The organism is Mycobacterium sp. NTMscope_MAC_12 (assembly GCF_976985675.1).
Genome location: NZ_CDRJYY010000001.1, coordinates 1,742,843 through 1,760,752 on the forward strand (window position 1 = coordinate 1,742,843; position 17,910 = coordinate 1,760,752).

Here is a 17,910-nt window from a genome sequence, read left to right on the forward strand (position 1 = left end):
AAAGCACATATGGGCGGGGCGATGCAACTGAACTGGTTGAGCGTTGCCGATCTGGTCGCCCAGGCCGGCGGCGATCCCTGGGCGGTCAATCAGAGTTTGCAGGCCGGTAACCCCTTTCAGATTTCCCAGTTGGCGGAGGCCTTCCATGCCGCGGGCCGATGCTCCACCGCGGCCCAAGACGAGTTCGAGCAGGCCCGCAAGCGCTTCGACGAGGCCTGGAACCACCAGAACGGCGATCACCCGATCAACGGCTCCGAAGAAGTACAGCGGCTGACCAAATCGCTTCGCCTGCAGACCGAACAGCTGCCCAAGATCGCCGCTGATCTGAAAAACATCGCCGCCATGCTGGCCGCCGCGCAAAAAGAGGGCTCCGCGGAGATTGCCACGCTGGAACGGCAGCTTCAATTGCTCGACAAACTGATCGGCGCGGCCACCAAAGATCTGCAAGACCCCACCCTCGACGCGAAGAGCCGCCGGGCACTCGAGACCTTGATCAAGGACGCCAAAGCCGACGCCGCCGATGACACGCGTGACGCCCTCAAACAGGTGAACTCAATCCGCGACACCTACACGAAATCGCTGCGTCAAGCGCAGGCGAACGGGAACCTCACCCCGCAGGATGCCGCCGCGGTCGCCGAATTCAAGCCCGCGGGCTTCGGCGACGGACCAGGCTCTCCGCCCACCGACCCCAGGATCACCGGACCGGCCGGACCCCCCAAGCACGAGCAGAACACCTACGACCTACAAGACCAGTTTCAAGACGGCCAGGGCCCCACCTTCGGGGGAGATCCCCGAGATGGCTTTCCCCGCAGCCCGGCCTCGGAGCTCGCGCAAGGGCCGCCGGGCACCCGCCCGCTGCCGACCGGGACCGCGCTCGGTCCCGACGGCCATCGCTACGCGTTTTTCAGCCACCCGGATGGGACCGTGACCCCCGGGTTCAACGAATTCGCGACCAACGGATCGGTATGGGATTACACCGATCCCACCCATCCCGTGAAAGTCGGTGATCTGCCGGGGATTTACCAAGCCAGCGGCGTTTACGATCCCGCCACCAAGCAGATGGTGATCGTCGGCAACACCAGCAACCGGGTCGGCGACACCACCCGTGGCATGTGGGTGTCGGGACCCATCGATCCGGCCAAACCCAACAGCTGGATCAACAACTTGCAGCGCGTCGGCACCGTCAGCCTCCCCGGCGATCGTGAAAGCCAACTGATCTCGCTCAAAGGCGGTGGATTCATGCTCGTCGGCGCGACCAACGGCGGGCCCGTGCAGGGCATCACGGCCGCCACCCCGCAAGGCCTGATGGGGGCGACACCCCAAACGCTGGTGGCCCCGAACCAGCTTCCGACGGTCTACGGGCCCACCGTCATGGGCACGACGCTCGATCCGGCGACCGGCCTCGAGACGGTTCAGCTTCGAGTGAGCACCTGGCCGCCCGGACCGACCTATGATCCCAACACGTGGACGACAACCTTTGGCGTCCAACACTAGGAAGGGTGACACCGCATGCTGAGCAGGGTGGCCCTAGCGGCGATAACAGGGACCGTTGTGGTTCTGGGCCTGGGTTGTTCCCGCAACGCCCCCGGGGTCGCGACGGCCACGCCGCCGAAATTCCCCGACCTGAACGCATTTCAAGCGGTCGATGCCGCGCCCTATACCGCCGCCGCCCGCGCCGGTGGCGCAGCCTATTTTGCGACGCCCGACGGACTGCAGTGCATCCTGCCCAATCCGCCCAAGCCCGGCGATCACGTCAGCGCCAGCTGTGACGGACCACTACCCGGGCTGCCGGACAACGCCCCGGTCGGCGGCGACGGCTGCTCGGCGGTGGGATCGCCGTCATCGCTTCCGACGGACCTCAATCCCTACAGTTTTCAGAAGGGCACCGGGTGCCCGGTCATCACGTCGCCGCTGCTCAACGTCGGCCAGAAGATCACCAAAGGGGACATCACGTGCGTCGTGGGCGCTGACCGGCTGACCGCCTGCATCGATCCAATCCTGAACCGCGGCTTCGTACTTCAACCCGCCGGCTCGTGGACCTTCTAGCCCGCCGCCGTCCCCCGCATCGAGGCGGATGTGTTGGCAGCAAATTCGACGTAAGATTGTCTGCGTGAGTCGCATTCGCGGGTTGACGTTGGCGGCGGTGATCAGCGCCGCCGCGGTTGTCTTCGCGCCCGCTGCGGGCGCCGACCCCGGGTCCCCCTCGTACAACCAAGGCAAACAAGCCATCGACGACCAGGTCCTCAACCGCCACGTGCAGCTGCCGCCCGGCACCGACCTGTACCAGTACTGTGACCGTCTCCGCGCGAACGTCCTCAAAACCGGGATGATGGCCCGGGTCGACTCGCCGGCGGACTTCATCGCGGGGTGCCAAGACGAGGGCAACACCCTCATCGCGTCGCGCTGAAAGCCATTGCGGCCCAGAGTCTGCACGACCAGAAGCGCCAGGCGTAACGCCACGGCGAAAAATCAGCAATTATCTCGCCGCGGCGTTACGCCCGCCGAGCTCAGGGCAATCGGTCACAGACCGATGTAGACCGCCTTGGTGTTGAAATAGGCCTCGATGCCCTTGCGGCCGCGCTCGCCGCCCCACCCTGACTGCTTGTGGCCGCTGATCGGCATCGACGGGTCCGCCGCGAGTGAGGAGTTCACCCAAACCTGGCCCGCGCGAAGCTCATTCACCATCCGGTGGGCGCGGGAGAGATTCTCGGTCCAGATGGAGCCGGCCAGCCCGTAGTGCGTGTCGTTCGCGGCGGCGATTACCTCGTCCTCGTCGTCGAACGGGATCACACAACCGACCGGCCCGAAGATCTCCTCCTTGATGAGCCGCATGTCGGGTGTGGTGTTGGTGATGATCGTCGCCTCGTAGAAGTAGCCCTTGCGGTCCATCGGCTTGCCGCCGGTGATCACCTGCGCGCCGCCGGCCACGCCGTCGTTGACGATGCCTTCCACCCGTTTGCGCTGCTTGTCGCTGATCAGCGGCCCCAACACCGAATCGGGATCCTCGCTGCCGCCCATCGGCAGCATCTGGGCGAACTCGGCGAGGCGCTGCACCACCTCGTCGTAGATGCCGCGCTGGACGTAGATGCGCGACGTGCACGAGCAGTTCTGCCCCGAACCGGCGAGCAGGCCCATGCCCGCCCCCAAGATCGCCTTGTCGAGATTGGCGTCGTCGAACATGATCAGCGGCGACTTGCCGCCGAGCTCGAGCGTCAGCCGCTTGAGGTTGCCGGCGGCCGCCTTGACGATCAGCCGCCCGACCTCCGTCGACCCGGTGAACGAGATCTTGTCGACGTCCGGGTGCGCGGTGAGCGCGGCGCCCGTCGTCTCGCCGTAGCCGGTGATGACGTTCAGGACGCCGTCGGGCAAGCCCGCCTCGCGGAAGATCTCCTCGAGCTTCAGCGCGGTCAACGGCGTCTCTTCGGCGGGCTTGAGGACGGCGCTGCAGCCGGCCGCGAGGGCGGGCGCGACCTTGAGCATCGCGACGAAAAACGGCCCGTTCCAAGGGATGATGAGCCCGACGACGCCTACCGGCTCGAGCTGGGTGAAGGTGTGGTAAGTCTCCCAGGTGCCGAGGAGGCCGTCGGACACCAGATTGGCCGACTCGCCATGGATCTTGCCGACCCAGCCGGCGTAGTACTTCAGCATGTCGACCGACACCGGGATGATGTGCCGCGCGGCGGTCAGGTTCATACCGTTGTCTTGGCCCTCGAGCGCGGCGAGCTCGTCGGTGCGTTCCTCGATGATGCGCGCGGCGCGGAAGAGGACGTTCGCTCGGTGCGACGCGGGCGCCTTGCGCCACACGCCCGACTCGAAGGTCTCGCGCGCGCGGGCCACCGCGGCGTCGACGGCCGCCTGGTCGGAGTCGGGGACCTCGGTGATCAGCTCCTCGGTGGACGGGTTGAAGACCTCAATGGCGTTACTCACGGTTCTCAGTGGCCTTTCGCTCGCCAAAATGCTGTCGTTGCGCGACAGAGGTTACGCGCGTAACCAGTGGGTGTCCAGTGCGTGGGCAGTCGCGCCGGGCGCGAGTATCGGGCGAATTCTGCTGGTCGCTGACGTGCGAAAAGGCGATTCACGGCGGTTGGTCGCCGATGCGGCGCCTCCTGACCCAACGCGAATTGGCGGCTAAGTTACCTGTATGCGGATTGTTCGCCTGTTCGGTGCCGTCCTGACGATCCTCACCGCGGGCTTGCTGCTGGTAAGCCCCGCCGCCGCGCAGCCGCCGTCGAAGCTCACGGATCACATCACCGACGCCCAGGGGGTGTTGACCGATTCCGGTCGGGCCGCGGTCAGCGAGGCCATCGACCGGCTCTACAGCGATCGCCACATTCAACTGTGGGTCGTCTACGTCGACAACTTCAACCGGTTCAAGCCCGACAACTGGGCCGATCGCACCCGCAGCGCCAGCGGACTGGGCGGCCAGGATGCACTGCTGGGCATCGCGACGAACACCAAGACGTACACGTTCACCGTGCCGCCGCAGGTGCAGGGCCCGACCGCCGCGGGGTTGGATAGTCTGCGGCGCAATCAAATTGAGCCCGTGCTGGGCGCCAAAGACTGGAGCGGTGCGGCGGTCGCCGCGGCCGACGGGTTGGACAAATTGGCGAGTTCGGCCAAGCCGGCGAGCTCGTCGAAGCCGATCTGGCCGCTGGTCGCGATCGGTGTCATCGTCGTCGCGGTTGTTGTGCTGCTTCTCGTGCTCTATCGCGCGCGTCGGCGGCGGCGCGCCCGTCTTGGCGGCGGACAGGCCAGCATTGAGGGGAGCGGTGATTCGTTGCCGCAGGCGCTGTCCACCGCGGATGCCCGGTTGCGCCAAATCTCCGACTACGTCGCCCGGCACCACGACAGCGTCGGCGCCGAGGCGCAGGCCCGGCTCGACGAGGCCAAGCGGCATTTGGCGGCGGCGCACGGCAAGGAATCCACTAACGACGCCGAAGCGATCGCGCATGCCAACAAGGCATCGACGCTGGCCGCCCAGGCGCAGACGGCGGCGAACGCCGACGTGCTGGCAGCGCACCGCCCACGACGACGCGGCACCACTTCTAAGCGATGAGCGGTGGACTCAACAGGGAGTGCACGACGCGGGTGCCGTCGTAGACGAATTTGTGCGCGGGATAACGCAGGGGCTCGACGGTGCTATCAGGGTGCACGACGACTCCGCCGCCAGAAGGGATGCCGAGCCCGGTCGCTTTTCCGTGCAGCGATTGGATTGTCCGCGACAGCCGCGCCCACTCGGTTCGCTCGTCGTGCACGTCGATCACCATGGGGACGAGATTGAACACGTCGAACACGTCGGTCCCGCGTGATACCGGCGTCTCGACGATTCCATAGCGTCCGAGCTGGACGGCGCCCGCCGAAATCCCGACGAGGACAGCCCCTTTGGCGTAGCGGTCTAGGACCGTCCCCTTCATGCCGGTTTCCTCGAAGGTGTTCCAGCCGAGGCGGACATCCCCGCCCGCGAGGACGATCAATTGGGTGTTCTCGAGGAAGGCGCGGTCGGCGGGGCCGAAGGACGAATGGATCATGCAATGGTCGGTGATCCCGACGGCATCGACGGCCGCCTCGAAGATTTCGTAGAACTCCGGCCGATCGCCATTGGAGGCCCCGACGTAGGCGGCGCTCAACGGTTTGTCTCGGGCCAATCCGTCGAGCGCCGCTTCCAGTAGCAGCCGGCCGTCGCCCTTCCAGAACAGCAGCTGACTGTCTGCCAGTAGATACAACGGATTGAGTTGTGGCGCTGTCACTTCGGCTGATCTTTGCCGGTGAGCTCATCGAACCGCGCGAGCGCGGCGTCGAGGTCTTCCTGGTCGAACGTTTCGATGCGGTTGATCAGGCCACCGCTCACAGTCAGAACGTTGACTTCGAGCCACTCGAGGTCGAAGCCGTCCTGCGAAGCACCACGCGACGACTGCGTGAAGACTGCTCCGAAATTGCTCAGCCGATGCACCGTATTGATATAGAACTTGGCCTGCGGCGCCAGCTCCCATGTGGCGCGAATGTATGGGACCAGCTCGCCGGGGGAGAACGCTCTTCCTCGGCGGTGGTCGACATTCACCCAGTCCGGCGTCGTCGCGGGCAGCTCGTGTCCGTTGAACGCGTGGAGGGCTCGCAAGATAACCGACCACGTGTGCGCGTGGGCGGCGCCTTCGCCGGCGAGGTAGCGGGCGTCGAGTTCTTCGAAGGCTGCATCGATATCGTCGACGTCGAAAAAGACGTGGGCGGCGATCCGCCCGTCGGCGTGAATTTCCGCGATCCCCAGCAACTCTACGGCAAATCCCTCCTGCCGCGAGTCAGGATTGAACGAGCGGACGCGGGCGAGCGAGAGGCGCTCCCCGCGAGTCGCGATCGCCGTCAAGGATACCTGCGCAAGGCCCTCGGCCAGTGCTCGCATATTTGCCATCACAACATCGCGACCGTCCCAGAAGCCGACGTTTACCACCCGACGTCGATCGTCGACGAAACTGTCCGGGGCCAAGATCTCGGCTATCGCCGCCCAATCGTGGGTGCTCGAGCGGTCAAAGAGCCGGTGTTCTGCGCGGCTTGCCGCGTTCTCCAGGCTCCGCGTCTGGCCGTGCAGCTCATCGAACCTCGCCAGCGCGGCGTCGAGGTCGGACTCGTCGAATAGCTCACAGCGATTGATCCGATCGCCTTCGAAAGTCATCACGTCGATCACCTGCCACTCGGCGTCGAACCCCTCGGGCGAAGTCCCAACCGCGACATGGGTGATCACCACGCCAAGGTTGCCCAGGCGGTGCACGGCGGCGACGTAGAGGTGGGACTCCGACGAAAGTTCCCATGCGACAGAGAGGTATGTCGCCAGATCGCCCGTGCCGATCGGCACGAGTCGTCGATGATCGATGTTTACCCAATCAGATGTCGTCGCCGGGATTTTCCGCTGATTCAGCGCCACGAAGGCTTGGGTCACAAGCGTCCAGGTGTGGGAGTGGTTGGAGGCCTCCCCGGTGAGGTACCGCGCGTCGAGTTCTGCGATGGCCGCGTCGAGGTCGTCGGGGTCGAACACCACGCTTGCCACGATTCGGTTGTCATCGTCAATTTCGATCATGCCCAGCGCCGCAGCTTGAGATGCCTCGGGCAGCGAGCCTTGGCTTGCAAAGGTGAAACGACAGAGGGCGAGGCGTTCGCCGCGGGTGGCAAGCACGGTCGATCTCACATCAGTCATCCAGACATCGGCGCTGGCCCGCCAGTTCGCCATCTCAAGGTCTCGTCCGCGTCGGATCCCGGCGTTTAAGACGCGACGGCGATCGTCTGAGAAGAACCCGTCGGCGAGTAGTTCTGCCATTGTGTCCCAACCGCGGACGGCAAAATGCGCCAGAAACTTCTCGACAACCCGGGTTGCCGCATTATTTAGCCGCTGCGGCATCGGGCGCAATTCCTCAAACCGGGCAAGCGCTTTGTCGACATCGCTTTCTTCGTATATCTCCAACCGTGGCTCGTGGGGATCGAGCAAAAAGGAGCGGACCCATTGAAATTCGTTCCCCCGTGCATCAGTGCCTTCGATGATGGCGCTTGCGACAACGCCGTGGGCATCGAGAGCATGTACTGCCGTCGCCCAATAGCGGGCGTCTGGTACGAGGAGCCACAGCTCCTCAATCGCCCGCCGGAAGTCTCCATCCGCGAACGGGACTCGTCGATGATCGGTGTATGCAAGTCGCTCGATCATCGGTCCCGGCTCGTGGCTGTTGAGCTCGCGGAGGATGTCCAGGGCACACACCCAGGCGCTCGCGTATGGAGCCGCTTCTCCCGCGAGGTACCGCGCATCGAGTTCTGCGATGGCCGTGTCGAGTTCGTCCGCCTCGAATACGACGTATCCCGCAATTCGGTTGTTACCGTTGATCTCGACAACGGCGAACGCCGCAGCGGAATACGCCTCAGAGGACTGGTCGTGGTTTGTAAAGGCGTTGCGGAAAAGCGCGAGGTGCTCTCCGCGGATAGCGACGGTCGACACCGCATGGGTGCTCCAGACTTCACTAGTAGCATGCCAATTCGCCATCTCTGCGTCGCGACCACGCCGAACCCCGGCATTCAAGACTCGACGACGGTCGTCTGAGAAAACGTCCTCGGCGAGCAGTTCTGCCATTGCATTCCAGTCGCGGACCGCATAGTGCGCTAGAAATTTCGTGGCCACTCGGGCAGCCGCATTCACGAGCTCGGTTGTCGGCCGGCCGAACTCCTCGAACCTCGCGATCGCGGTATCCAAATCGGCCTCGTCGAACAACTCGCCCCGGCTGACCAGATCGCCTTCGAACGTGAAAAGGGCGATCTCCCGCCATTCGACGTCGGATCCGTTTTCCATGGTGCCATGCGCCCAGTGGGTGACGACTGCTCCTCGGTCGTTCATGCGATGCACCGCGAGGATGTGATTCTTGATGTCCCGGGCGAAGTCCCAACCGGCACGGAGGTATCCGATGAGGTCACCTGGCGGGAAAGCGGTCGCCCGCCGGTGGTCGATATTGACCCAGTCCTCGGTGTGGGCCGGAATCTCATACCTGTTGAGCGCGGCGTCGCCCGCCATGAGCAGCGACCACGTGTGCGCGTGGGCGGCCGCTTCGCCGGCAAGGTAGCGAGCGTCGAGCTCCTCGAACGCCGCGTCGAGGTCGTTGGTGTCGAATACGACCCGCGCAACGACTCGGTTTTCGGTGTCGATCTCGACGAGGCCGAGCACCTCGCTGTGGAACGTGTCGGGCCCCTGCTCGGGGCCGAAGAAACGGGTGCGGCCAAGGAAGAGGCGGTCGCCCCGGGTCGCGATGACGTGTGATGTCATTTTCGCAATCCCGATGTCAGCCCACGCCTTCATATTGTCGATATCGGCATCCCGGCCCAGTTGGACTCCCGCGCCCACAACCCGACGACGATCGTCACTCGAAAAGTCGTCAGCCGTCATCTCTGCCATCGCATCCCAGTTGCGCGCCGCGAAGTGTGCCAGGAAGCGGTCGCTGACTTGGCTTGCCGTGTTTTGCAGCCGCGGTGCCTGCTGGTGCAGCTCATCGAAGCGGGCGAGCGCGGCGTCGAGGTCTGCCTCGTCGAAGACCTCGACGCGACGGTAGAGATTGCCGTCGGTTATGCCAACGATGGTTGTCCGCCACTCGGCGTCAAAGCCCTCCTCCGAAGTGCCGCGTGCCGTATGGGTGATGACCGCTCCCCGCTCATTCAGCCGATGTACCGCTTCGACGTAGACTCTGACGTCTGGCGTGAGGTCCCACAGGGCGGGAAGATATCCCGTCAGATCCTCCCGCTCCGTCGCTATGACCGCTCGATGGTCTACGAATACCGAATCCGGTGTCATGCCGGGAATTTCGTTCCGATTGACCGCGGCATAGCCTCGTGTGATGACTTGCCACGTTCCCGCGTGCGGAGCGGCCTCTCCGGCGGCGTAGCGGGCGTCGAGTTCGGCTATGGCGGAGTCGAAGTCGCCGGGGTCGAACGTGACGTAGGCTGCCATCTGGTTGTCGGAGTTGATCTCGACGACTCCGAGTTCCTCAGTGAGGACGCCGTCGGGCGCTCGGTCTGGGCCCGAGGAACGGGTACGGACGAGGGCGAGACGCGCGCCGCGGGTCGCAATGACTGTCGACGAAAAATTCGTGATCCCGACCTCAGCGATAGCTTGCAGGTTTGCAATTTGGGTATCTCGACCGTGTAGAACCCCAGCGTTCACCCCGTGCCGGCGATCGTCGTGCGAAACATTGTCGGCCAGTATCGTCGCCACGGAGTCCCAATCGCCGCCTGCGAAGTACGCGAAGAAGCGCTCCGCCATCTGGCTCGCAGCGTTTTCCAGCCGCGGTGCCGGTCGGCTGAGCTCATCCAATCGCGCGATCGCGGCGTCGATGTCGGACTCATCGAACATCTCGAAGCGATCTATCAGGTCGCCGTTGACCGTGTGAACGCTGATCACTCGCCATTCGGCGTGGAACCCATCTTGTGAGATCTCATGAGCCATCTGGGTGACGACCGCGCCACGGTTGTTCATGCGATGCACCGATTCGATGAAGGTGCTCAGGTCAGACCGAAGACTCCAGGCGGTGCTAAGCCACTCAGGTACTTCACCGGGCGCAATGGATGTCCCACGCCGATGATCGATGTTCACCCAATCTGGCGTTGTCGGCGGAGGTTCCCGCCGGTTCAACGCCGCACAACTCCGCGTGATGACTGCCCACGTGCGTGCGTAGGGTGCAGCTTCGCCCGCGACGTAGCGGGTCTCGAGTTCGCCTATGGCACTGTCGAAGTCGTCCAGGTCATAGATAACGATCGACGTGATTCGCTGATCGGCGTCGACCTCGACGAGATTGAAGGCATCGTTTTGAATCGTCTCGGGAGCTCGACCGGACGCACGCACCTGGGTCAGGGCGAGGCGCTCGCCGCGGGTCGCCACGACGTCCGCTATCCCAATGGTGAAGCCGAGGTCGGCAGCCACCTGCAGATCCCTGATCACGGATTCTCGACTCCCTCGGTCCCCGGCATTCACCACTCGTCGGTGATCGGCACCGGAAAGTCTTTCGGAGACAATGGCTCCTACGGCAGCCCAGTCGCGTTCGGAGAAGTGCGACCAGAAGCGCTCGTATACCCGCGTCGCGACATTCTCGAGTTGCGCTCGAGGATGTATCTCCTCGAATTGACCGTATGCGGCATCGAGTTCGGCCATTGCGGCGTCGAGGTCTTCGAGGTCGAACCACACCTGCAGGGAGATCTGGCCATCGTTATCGATGCCATAAAGCAGCAGGAATTCGTCCTGCGGCGCCCCAGGGCCGACATCGTCCGCGCCTATCACCAATCGAGCGAGCGCCAGACGCTCGCCTCGCACGGCGATAACCATCTGGGTGACCCGCATAGGGACTTTTTCCAAAACGCGCCTGTTCATCTGTGGAAACTCGCCCGATGGGACGTCGATCGGTCCAAACCCGACAATTTTGCGGCGGCTCTCGATGAATCCGTCCGGCGCGAAGAGTCGCTCGAACTCGTCCCACGCCTCACGATTTATCGCGGACGCCACGCGTTCGCCCGCCCGCACGCATGCGTTGTCCAACTCGACCTTCGACGGTTCTGGTCGAGCGGATGCACTCCGCTTCACATTCTCGCCGCGGATCGCGCGCGCCCTTTCCGCAAGCGCCGCAGCGCCTTTGCGTTCGTACAGCTCGACCGCTTGCTCGGCGGCGGCTCGCGCCGCTACGACGTCGCCGCCGCCCCCCAAAACCGTCGCCAGCGTCAGGCAGGCGTCGCCGTGATCAACCAGGGCGTCGGTGCGTTCGGCCAACGTCACCGCCGCCTCGGCGACTCGCCGAGCCGCGGCGTAGTCACCGCCGCGCCCCAGCAAGTGTGCGCGAAGGGTGCGCCACGCGATCGAGGCCTTCAGCGCGTGACCGGCGAGACGCTCGCTTTCCGAACACAATTCGTCTGCCTCGGATTCGCGGTCGAGAGCAAGATATGCGCGGCCCAACAACGCGGCGGTCTCGGCGGTATCGGCGTCTAATCCCATGCGACGAAAACCGTTGTAGGCCTTGCGCAGATGCGGTTCAGCCGCAGCCGGATCGTCGACGACGAGCTCGACGATACCGGCGAACTGCTCCACCTCCAGTAGCGCATGACGCAAGCCGAGCTCGCTAACCGTGCGCCGGGCCGAGTCGATCATCCGTCTGGCCGCGGCGGCGCGGCCGCGAAAGGCCTCCAGCACGGCCTGGCATCGCGTCGAAGTGGCCTCGACGGCAGGGGAGTCGGTCGTGATCCGAAGCAGCCGCACCACATCCAGACACCGCCCCCCGGCGCGCGGAACGGGGTTGGGGCCCCACAGCGCCGCCAGAGGAGCGCCCGCCAAAACCGCGTTTACCCGGCGGTGTTCGCCCGCGCGCCGCGCTGCGTTCAGCGCGTCGTCCAAAGCGACTTCGCAGTCGGCGATTCGTCCCAGGCGGGCGAGGCATCCCGCTCGGACGGTGTGCGCCTTGGCTTCTCCGGCGGCGTCGGCGAGCTCGGCGAGTTTGGCGGCGGCCGCGCCCAGCGCGGCTTCGACCTCGTCCAACCGTTCGGGGTGAATCAGCATCGACAATTGCCCGTCGAAGCATGTGGCCCACGCTGCGAGCCGAGCAGAATCGACTGTCGCCGCGCGCAATTGGGAGACCGCGCCCGCTGCCGACGCCACATCACCGGCGGCCAACAAAGCCTCGCAGCGCGCGACCAACAGCTCGGCGGTCTGATCGTCACGATCGGGCAGCTCGTCGTCAAGCTCTTCCAGCGCGTGCAAGGCGTGGCGGTACAGGTCGGCGGCACCTTCGTAGGCGAGTCGTGCCATCGCTTGGTCTGCCGCGCGCCGGCAATAGAAGATCGCCTTGGCTGCGTTTCCCGCCCAAGCACATTCGAAGTAGTGGTGCGCCAGCTCGGCCAGCAGATCATCGTCGGCGCCCGGCAGCGTCTCCAGTATCGTAGCGATGCGCTGGTGCAATCGCATGCGCCGCACGGACGCCAGCTCGGCCAGCAGCGACTGGCGGACAAGAGCGTGGTTGAACCGATAGTTGCCGCCCGGTTCTTCGACGACGATGCCGGCCTTGCGCGCTTCGTCGAACGCGTCGATGAGGTCGTTGCCGACCACCTGCTCGACCAGCTCCACGGAGAACCGGCTCCCGACCACCGCGGCCGCGGCAAGCGCCTTGTTGGTCTCGACCGGCAGCCGAGAAAGTCTGCGGCTCACGGCTTCTCGAACGCCCTGCGGCAGGGTGCTCTGATCCCACGCGCCGCCACTCTCGTCGACGTGGCGCAGGGCCTCGATGAGGAAGAAGGGGTTACCGCCGGTGACCGACGCCAGGGCGTGCGCGAGTTCCTCGTCGTCGTAGCCGGCTTCGGTGACGTAGGTGGTCACGTCATCCTCGTCGAGGCCGCCGAGACTGAGCCGGTTGGCCGTGTCGTCGCGGTGAAGATCGGCGAGCATCGCCGCCAGGGGGTGGGAGCGGTCGAGATCGGTGCTGCGGTAGGTGCCGACGATCTGGACGCGGGCGTGGTCGCCGAAGCGCAGCAGGTGCCGCAGCAGGAGCAGCGTCGGCTTGGCTGCCCAGTGCAGATCGTCGAGGATCAAGAGCGCCGGCGCGCTCGCGGAGGCGATCTCCAGCAGGGCAACGACGGCATCGAAAAGTGCGTACCGCTCGGTGTCGGGATCCGCGTGCGACGGGGGAGCGAGATCGGGCACCACATCGGTCAGCCCGGGCACGAGCGGCAGCAACGCTTCGACACCGCGCAGCCCCCGCAGCCGGTCAGCGCCCATGCACGGCACGAGCGAACGCAACGCTTCCGCGAACGGCTGATAGGGCGCTCCGAGGTCCTCGTCGCACCGGCCGTACAGCACGACCGCGCCCTGGTCATAGGCCCGCTGCGACCATTCACCCGCAAGGCGCGTCTTGCCGACGCCCGGTTCGCCGGCGATCAGCACCGTGCGCACACCGCCCGCCAGCGCGCTCTGCCACGCAGACAGCAGCCCTTCGAGTTCGCGGCCACGTCCGACGAACGGCCCGGGGCCGACGAGCACCGCCGGAAGTCCCGGCCGCTCCATCGGCGTTTCGGCCGCCGCCGGCTCGGGACGCTGCTCGGCGGTTTCCAGCCGCAACTCGAAAACGTGCTCGGGCCGTGCGAGATTCCGCAGCTGGCGCATCCCGAGGTCGGTGAGCACCACGTCGTCGGCGAGCGAGTCGATGACGAGCTCGGCGGTCGCGCCCGAGCACAGGATCTGGCCACCCTCGGCCAGCGACCGCAGCCGCGCGACCCGATTGACGGCCCGGCCGAAGTAGTCGCCGTCGCGAAGCTCGACCTCACCGGTATGCAGCGCCACCCGGATGCGGATGGGTTCCCGCAAGGCCCACGGCTCATGAGCGATCGCGTCCTGCAACTCAACCGCGGCCGAGGCGGCCGCAGAGGGCCGTTCGAAGACCGAGAAGGTTGCGTCGCCCTCGCCGCGCGTCTTGATCAGCCGACCGCCACGTGAGGTGACCACGTGTTCGATCAGCTCGTCGTGGCGGGCGAGCGCCACCGCCATCGCGTCGGCGTCCGCCTCCCAAGCTGCCGTCGACCCCTCGATATCGGTGAGAAGGAACGTCACCGCCCGTGTCACCGACGGAACATGTTGTGCCACAGCAATATCCAGCGAAGAGTCCTGAGCGACGATCGCGGCCTCCAGCCGGCGAAGTTCGGGCCCGGGATCGACGCCGAGCTCGTCGGCAAGCAGCGCACGCGCCCGTTGGTAGGCGCCAAGGGCTTCGCCTTGCCGGCCGGCCCGGTAGAGGGCGAGCATCAGCTGGCCCCACCGCCTTTCGCGCAGCGGAGCATCAGCTATCGCGGCCTCGAGATCGCCGATGAGTTCCGCGGCTCGGCCCGTCGCCAGCAACGCGTCCGCCCGATCCTCCACCAGCGCGGCATGCCCCTCCATCCACCGCGTCTTTTCGGACGTTCCGCGCCGGCCATCGGGAAGTTCGGGGATTCCGCGCCAGAGGGCAAGAGCCTCCTCGAATCGGGCCACCGCCTGGCTGGTGTCGCCCGCGGTGGCGGCCTCGCGCCCCAGTCGCGCTGCCGATTTGTAGCGCGAGGCATCAACCTCGCTGTCGGCGAGCACCCAACCCGCCCCCTGCGTCAGGACAAAGCCGTCACCCAGGATGCGGCGCAGCGACGAGATGTGGGTCTGCAACGCTTTGGCGGCGGTGCGCGGCGGATCCTCACCCCACAGCAACTCGACGAGCGTGTCGGCCGGCACAACGGAACCATCGTGCAACCCGAGCATCGTGAGGATGGCGCGAGGTTTCGCGCCCGGGATACCGACGGCCGCTCCGCCTTGCCGGACCTGGAGAGGGCCTAAAACCCCCAGTTCCACCGCTAAAAGGGTACTCACCTCGCCTATCGTCGGTGGGGCAATTCAATACGCGGTCAAGATTCAGTAAAGGCCCCAGCACCCGCGCGCCGGCAACACCACGCATTACCTTGGTGCCTATGGACAGCGACCGGAGTGACTCCGCCTTCACCTGGCAGGGCCGGCGCGAACTGGTGGGCCAGATGCACGACCAGCTCGATGAGCTGGAGGCGGCGCGCGACCAGATGGAACAACTGGTGCGGGTCATCGTCGAGCTCGGCTCCGATCTGGACCTGGACGTGACGCTGCATCGGGTCCTCAAGGCGGCGATGGAACTGACGGGCGCCCGCTACGCCGCCCTCGGTATCCGCGCACCCGACGGCAGCCTCGTTTCTTTCGTGCACGCGGGAATCGACGCCGACGCGGCGCGACGGCTCGGCGACCTCCCGGTCGGCGAAGGGCTGCGCGTCGACGATCTGAGCACTTATCCGCAGACAGCCGGGCTGCCCGCGCACGACCCACCGTTGCGGGCATTCCTCGGAATCCCGATCACGGTGCGGGCGGCCAACTTCGGCAACCTCTACCTGGCCGACGATCGGCCCGGCCGCGTCTTCACCGACTCCCAGGAGGGCGCCGTACGAGCGATGGCCACGGCGGCCGCCGCCGCCATCGACAACGCACGGCTCTTCGAGCGGGAGCGTGAAACGGCGAAATGGACGAAGGCCAGTCGCGAGATCACGACCGCGCTGCTGTCCGGCGACCCACAGACGGGGCCACTGCAGCTCATCGTCAACCGGGCGCTGGAGTTGGCCTCCGCCGAGCAGGCGATCCTGCTGGTGCCGCGGGAGCCCGAATCGCCCGTCGACGACGTCGAAACCCTGGTGGTGGCCGCAACGGCGGGACGCTACTCGTCGGAAGTGATCGGCCGGCAGGTTCCGATGGAAGGCTCCACCACGGGTGGTGTGGCACGCCGCGGCCTACCGCTGATCACCGATTCCTTCCAGTACCCGATCGAGGGATTCACCGATGTCGGTGAACGCCCGGCGATCGTCATCCCGCTGATCGCGGACGGCGCGGTGCTCGGTGTCATCGCCGTTGCGCGCGACCCGCACCAGCCCCCGTTCGGCAACGACTACCTCGACCTCGTCAGTGACTTCGCCCGGCACGCCGCGATCGCGTTGGCGCTGGCGGCGGGCCGCGAACATGCGATCAATCAGGAACTGGCCCAAGCCGATACCGTCGAGGAAGCGGTCTACGCCGCCGCCGAGGAACTGCGGCGGCTCTGGCGGGCGCGCCGGGTCCTGGCCGTCACGTTCCCGGCGTACAGCTCGTCCACGGAGACGGCCTTCGGCGCACCGCAGGTGGTGTCGGTCGGTGAGCCCACGCAGTGGGCCGACCTGCCGCCCCACACACAAGAGGCGCTCAGATCGTTGCGCGACGGCGACTTCCTCACCCCCACCGCGATCCAGCCGGGAACGGCGGGCATCGCGCTGCAGCACCCGGAGGGCGTGCTGGTCGTCTGCATCGACCTGACCGAGCAACGCCCGTTCACCCTCGAGGACCAGACCTTGCTCACCGTGCTGGCCGGCCGCCTCGGCCAGGGCCTGCAGCGGGTGCACCAAGTCGACCAGCAGCGCGAAACCGCCCTGGCCCTGCAGCACGCGATCCTCGGCCCGGCCGATCTGCCCAGCGGGTTCGCGGTGCGCTATCAGGCGGCCACCCGGCCGCTGCAGGTGGGCGGCGACTGGTACGACATCGTCGACCTCGAGGACGGGCGCATCGCGTTGGTTGTCGGCGACTGTGTCGGCCATGGCCTCGCCGCTGCCGCCGTGATGGGTCAGGTGCGCAGCGCCTGTCGGGCGCTGTTATTCGAAAACCCAAGCCCCGCTGCGGCTCTCGCGGGGATGGATCGCTTCGCCGCACGGCTGCCCGGCGCGCAGTGCACCACCGCGGTCTGCGCGGTGCTGACCCCCGACACCGGCGAACTGGTCTATTCCAGCGCCGGGCACCCGCCGCCCATCCTGGTGCACGGCGACGGCACCACCCAGATGCTCGACGACGGCCACACCATCGCGTTGGGAATACGGCGCGACTGGCCGCGCCCGGAGGCCCGCGTGACCATACCGGCGCGCGCGACCCTGCTGCTCTACACCGACGGCCTGGTCGAGCGTCGCCGCAGTCCGCTGGATCGGGGCATCTCCCGCGTCGCCGGCATCGCGCAGGACGCCCTCGGGCTGGGACTGGACGAGCTGGCCAACCAGATCATGACCCGCGTCGCGCCACAGGGCGGGTACCAGGATGACGTCGTTCTGCTGCTCTACCGCCATCCGGCCCCGCTGGAGCTGAACTTCCCCGCCGACGTCAGCCAACTCGCGCCCACCCGCAACGCTCTGCGCAATTGGTTGAGCCGCGTCCGGGTGGGGCCCGAAGAGGCGCTGAACGTGCTGGTTGCCGCCGGGGAAGCCGTCGCCAACGCGATCGAGCACGGCCACCGGCACAGACCGCAGGGCCTCATCCGCCTGGGCGCGATCGCGGTGGGCGATCAGGTGAAGTTGACGATCACGGACACCGGTTCGTGGAAGGCGCCGCAGCCGGCTTCGCACCATCGTCGCGGCCGGGGCATCCCGCTGATGCGAAGCCTGATGCACGACGTCGACATCCGGACGGCCAACGACGGAACCACCGTTCACCTCTCGGCCAGGATCACCTGATGACCACGCCGCTCACGCTCGACACCGCGCGCGGCAGCGACGGGAAACTCGTGCTGGTCGCGGCCGGGGAAATCGACCTGAGCAACATCGACGTCTTCACCCTGGCCCTGTCCACCGCCGCCACCGGCGGCGACGGGGCGCTGCTTGTCGACCTCAGCGCCGTGGAGTACCTGGACAGCGCCGCCATCAACGCCTTGGCCGCCCACGCCGACCGCATCGAGCTGGTCGCGCACCCGATCCTGATGCCCGTCCTCAAGGTCAGCGGTCTGACCGAGCTCACCGCCATCGTGCCCGCGCCGCCGACCAGGATGCGGTGACGCACCCGCTCGGTGCCGAATATTCTTGCGGCGCAACTTAAGGACGATTCTC

General features: G+C 66.3%; 9 protein-coding genes. 6 read left to right on the top strand and 3 right to left on the bottom strand.

Annotated elements, in window-relative coordinates:
* Positions 1-21 precede the first annotated feature (21 nt).
* The 3 genes from AC0KS4_RS08045 to AC0KS4_RS08055 all read left to right on the top strand — a co-directional run bounded on the left by AC0KS4_RS08045 (position 22) and on the right by AC0KS4_RS08055 (position 2,407).
* Complete coding sequence (locus tag AC0KS4_RS08045; protein WP_238957755.1) at positions 22-1,494, top strand: putative alpha/beta hydrolase; 1,473 nt, start codon at positions 22-24, stop codon at positions 1,492-1,494.
* A 15-nt stretch (positions 1,495-1,509) separates the two neighbouring features.
* Entirely contained in the window at positions 1,510-2,046 is a 537-nt protein-coding gene (locus tag AC0KS4_RS08050) for a hypothetical protein (protein WP_238957756.1), read from the top strand.
* Positions 2,047-2,110: 64 nt separating this feature from the next.
* Positions 2,111-2,407 carry a hypothetical protein gene (locus AC0KS4_RS08055; RefSeq protein WP_238957757.1) on the top strand — a complete coding sequence of 99 codons (297 nt, stop codon included), beginning with the start codon at positions 2,111-2,113 and terminating at the stop codon, positions 2,405-2,407.
* Positions 2,408-2,520: 113 nt separating this feature from the next.
* Here AC0KS4_RS08055 and AC0KS4_RS08060 read toward each other — a convergent pair whose 3' ends face one another.
* A complete protein-coding gene (locus AC0KS4_RS08060) occupies positions 2,521-3,927 on the bottom strand; it encodes an aldehyde dehydrogenase family protein (protein WP_225330099.1) in 1,407 nt (468 codons plus the stop codon).
* Positions 3,928-4,141: 214 nt separating this feature from the next.
* Between AC0KS4_RS08060 and AC0KS4_RS08065 the strand changes: the two genes are divergently transcribed.
* A complete protein-coding gene (locus tag AC0KS4_RS08065; RefSeq protein WP_238957758.1) occupies positions 4,142-5,056 on the top strand; it encodes a TPM domain-containing protein in 915 nt (304 codons plus the stop codon).
* Here the strand turns inward: AC0KS4_RS08065 and AC0KS4_RS08070 are convergent.
* Both AC0KS4_RS08070 and AC0KS4_RS08075 read right to left on the bottom strand, forming a co-directional pair.
* Complete coding sequence (locus AC0KS4_RS08070) at positions 5,046-5,747, bottom strand: Type 1 glutamine amidotransferase-like domain-containing protein (RefSeq protein ID WP_238957759.1); 702 nt, start codon at positions 5,745-5,747, stop codon at positions 5,046-5,048. The genes AC0KS4_RS08065 and AC0KS4_RS08070 overlap by 11 nt on opposite strands.
* Positions 5,744-14,854 carry a BTAD domain-containing putative transcriptional regulator gene (locus AC0KS4_RS08075; protein WP_472408507.1) on the bottom strand — a complete coding sequence of 3,037 codons (9,111 nt, stop codon included), beginning with the start codon at positions 14,852-14,854 and terminating at the stop codon, positions 5,744-5,746. The genes AC0KS4_RS08070 and AC0KS4_RS08075 overlap by 4 nt, the downstream gene beginning before the upstream one ends.
* A 116-nt stretch (positions 14,855-14,970) precedes the next feature.
* Between AC0KS4_RS08075 and AC0KS4_RS08080 the strand changes: the two genes are divergently transcribed.
* Complete coding sequence (locus tag AC0KS4_RS08080; RefSeq protein WP_238957760.1) at positions 14,971-17,541, top strand: SpoIIE family protein phosphatase; 2,571 nt, start codon at positions 14,971-14,973, stop codon at positions 17,539-17,541.
* Positions 17,541-17,858 (top strand): STAS domain-containing protein, encoded by a 318-nt coding sequence (locus tag AC0KS4_RS08085; protein WP_225330094.1) that lies wholly within the window; start codon positions 17,541-17,543, stop codon positions 17,856-17,858. The genes AC0KS4_RS08080 and AC0KS4_RS08085 overlap by 1 nt, the downstream gene beginning before the upstream one ends.
* Positions 17,859-17,910: the final 52 nt, after the last annotated feature.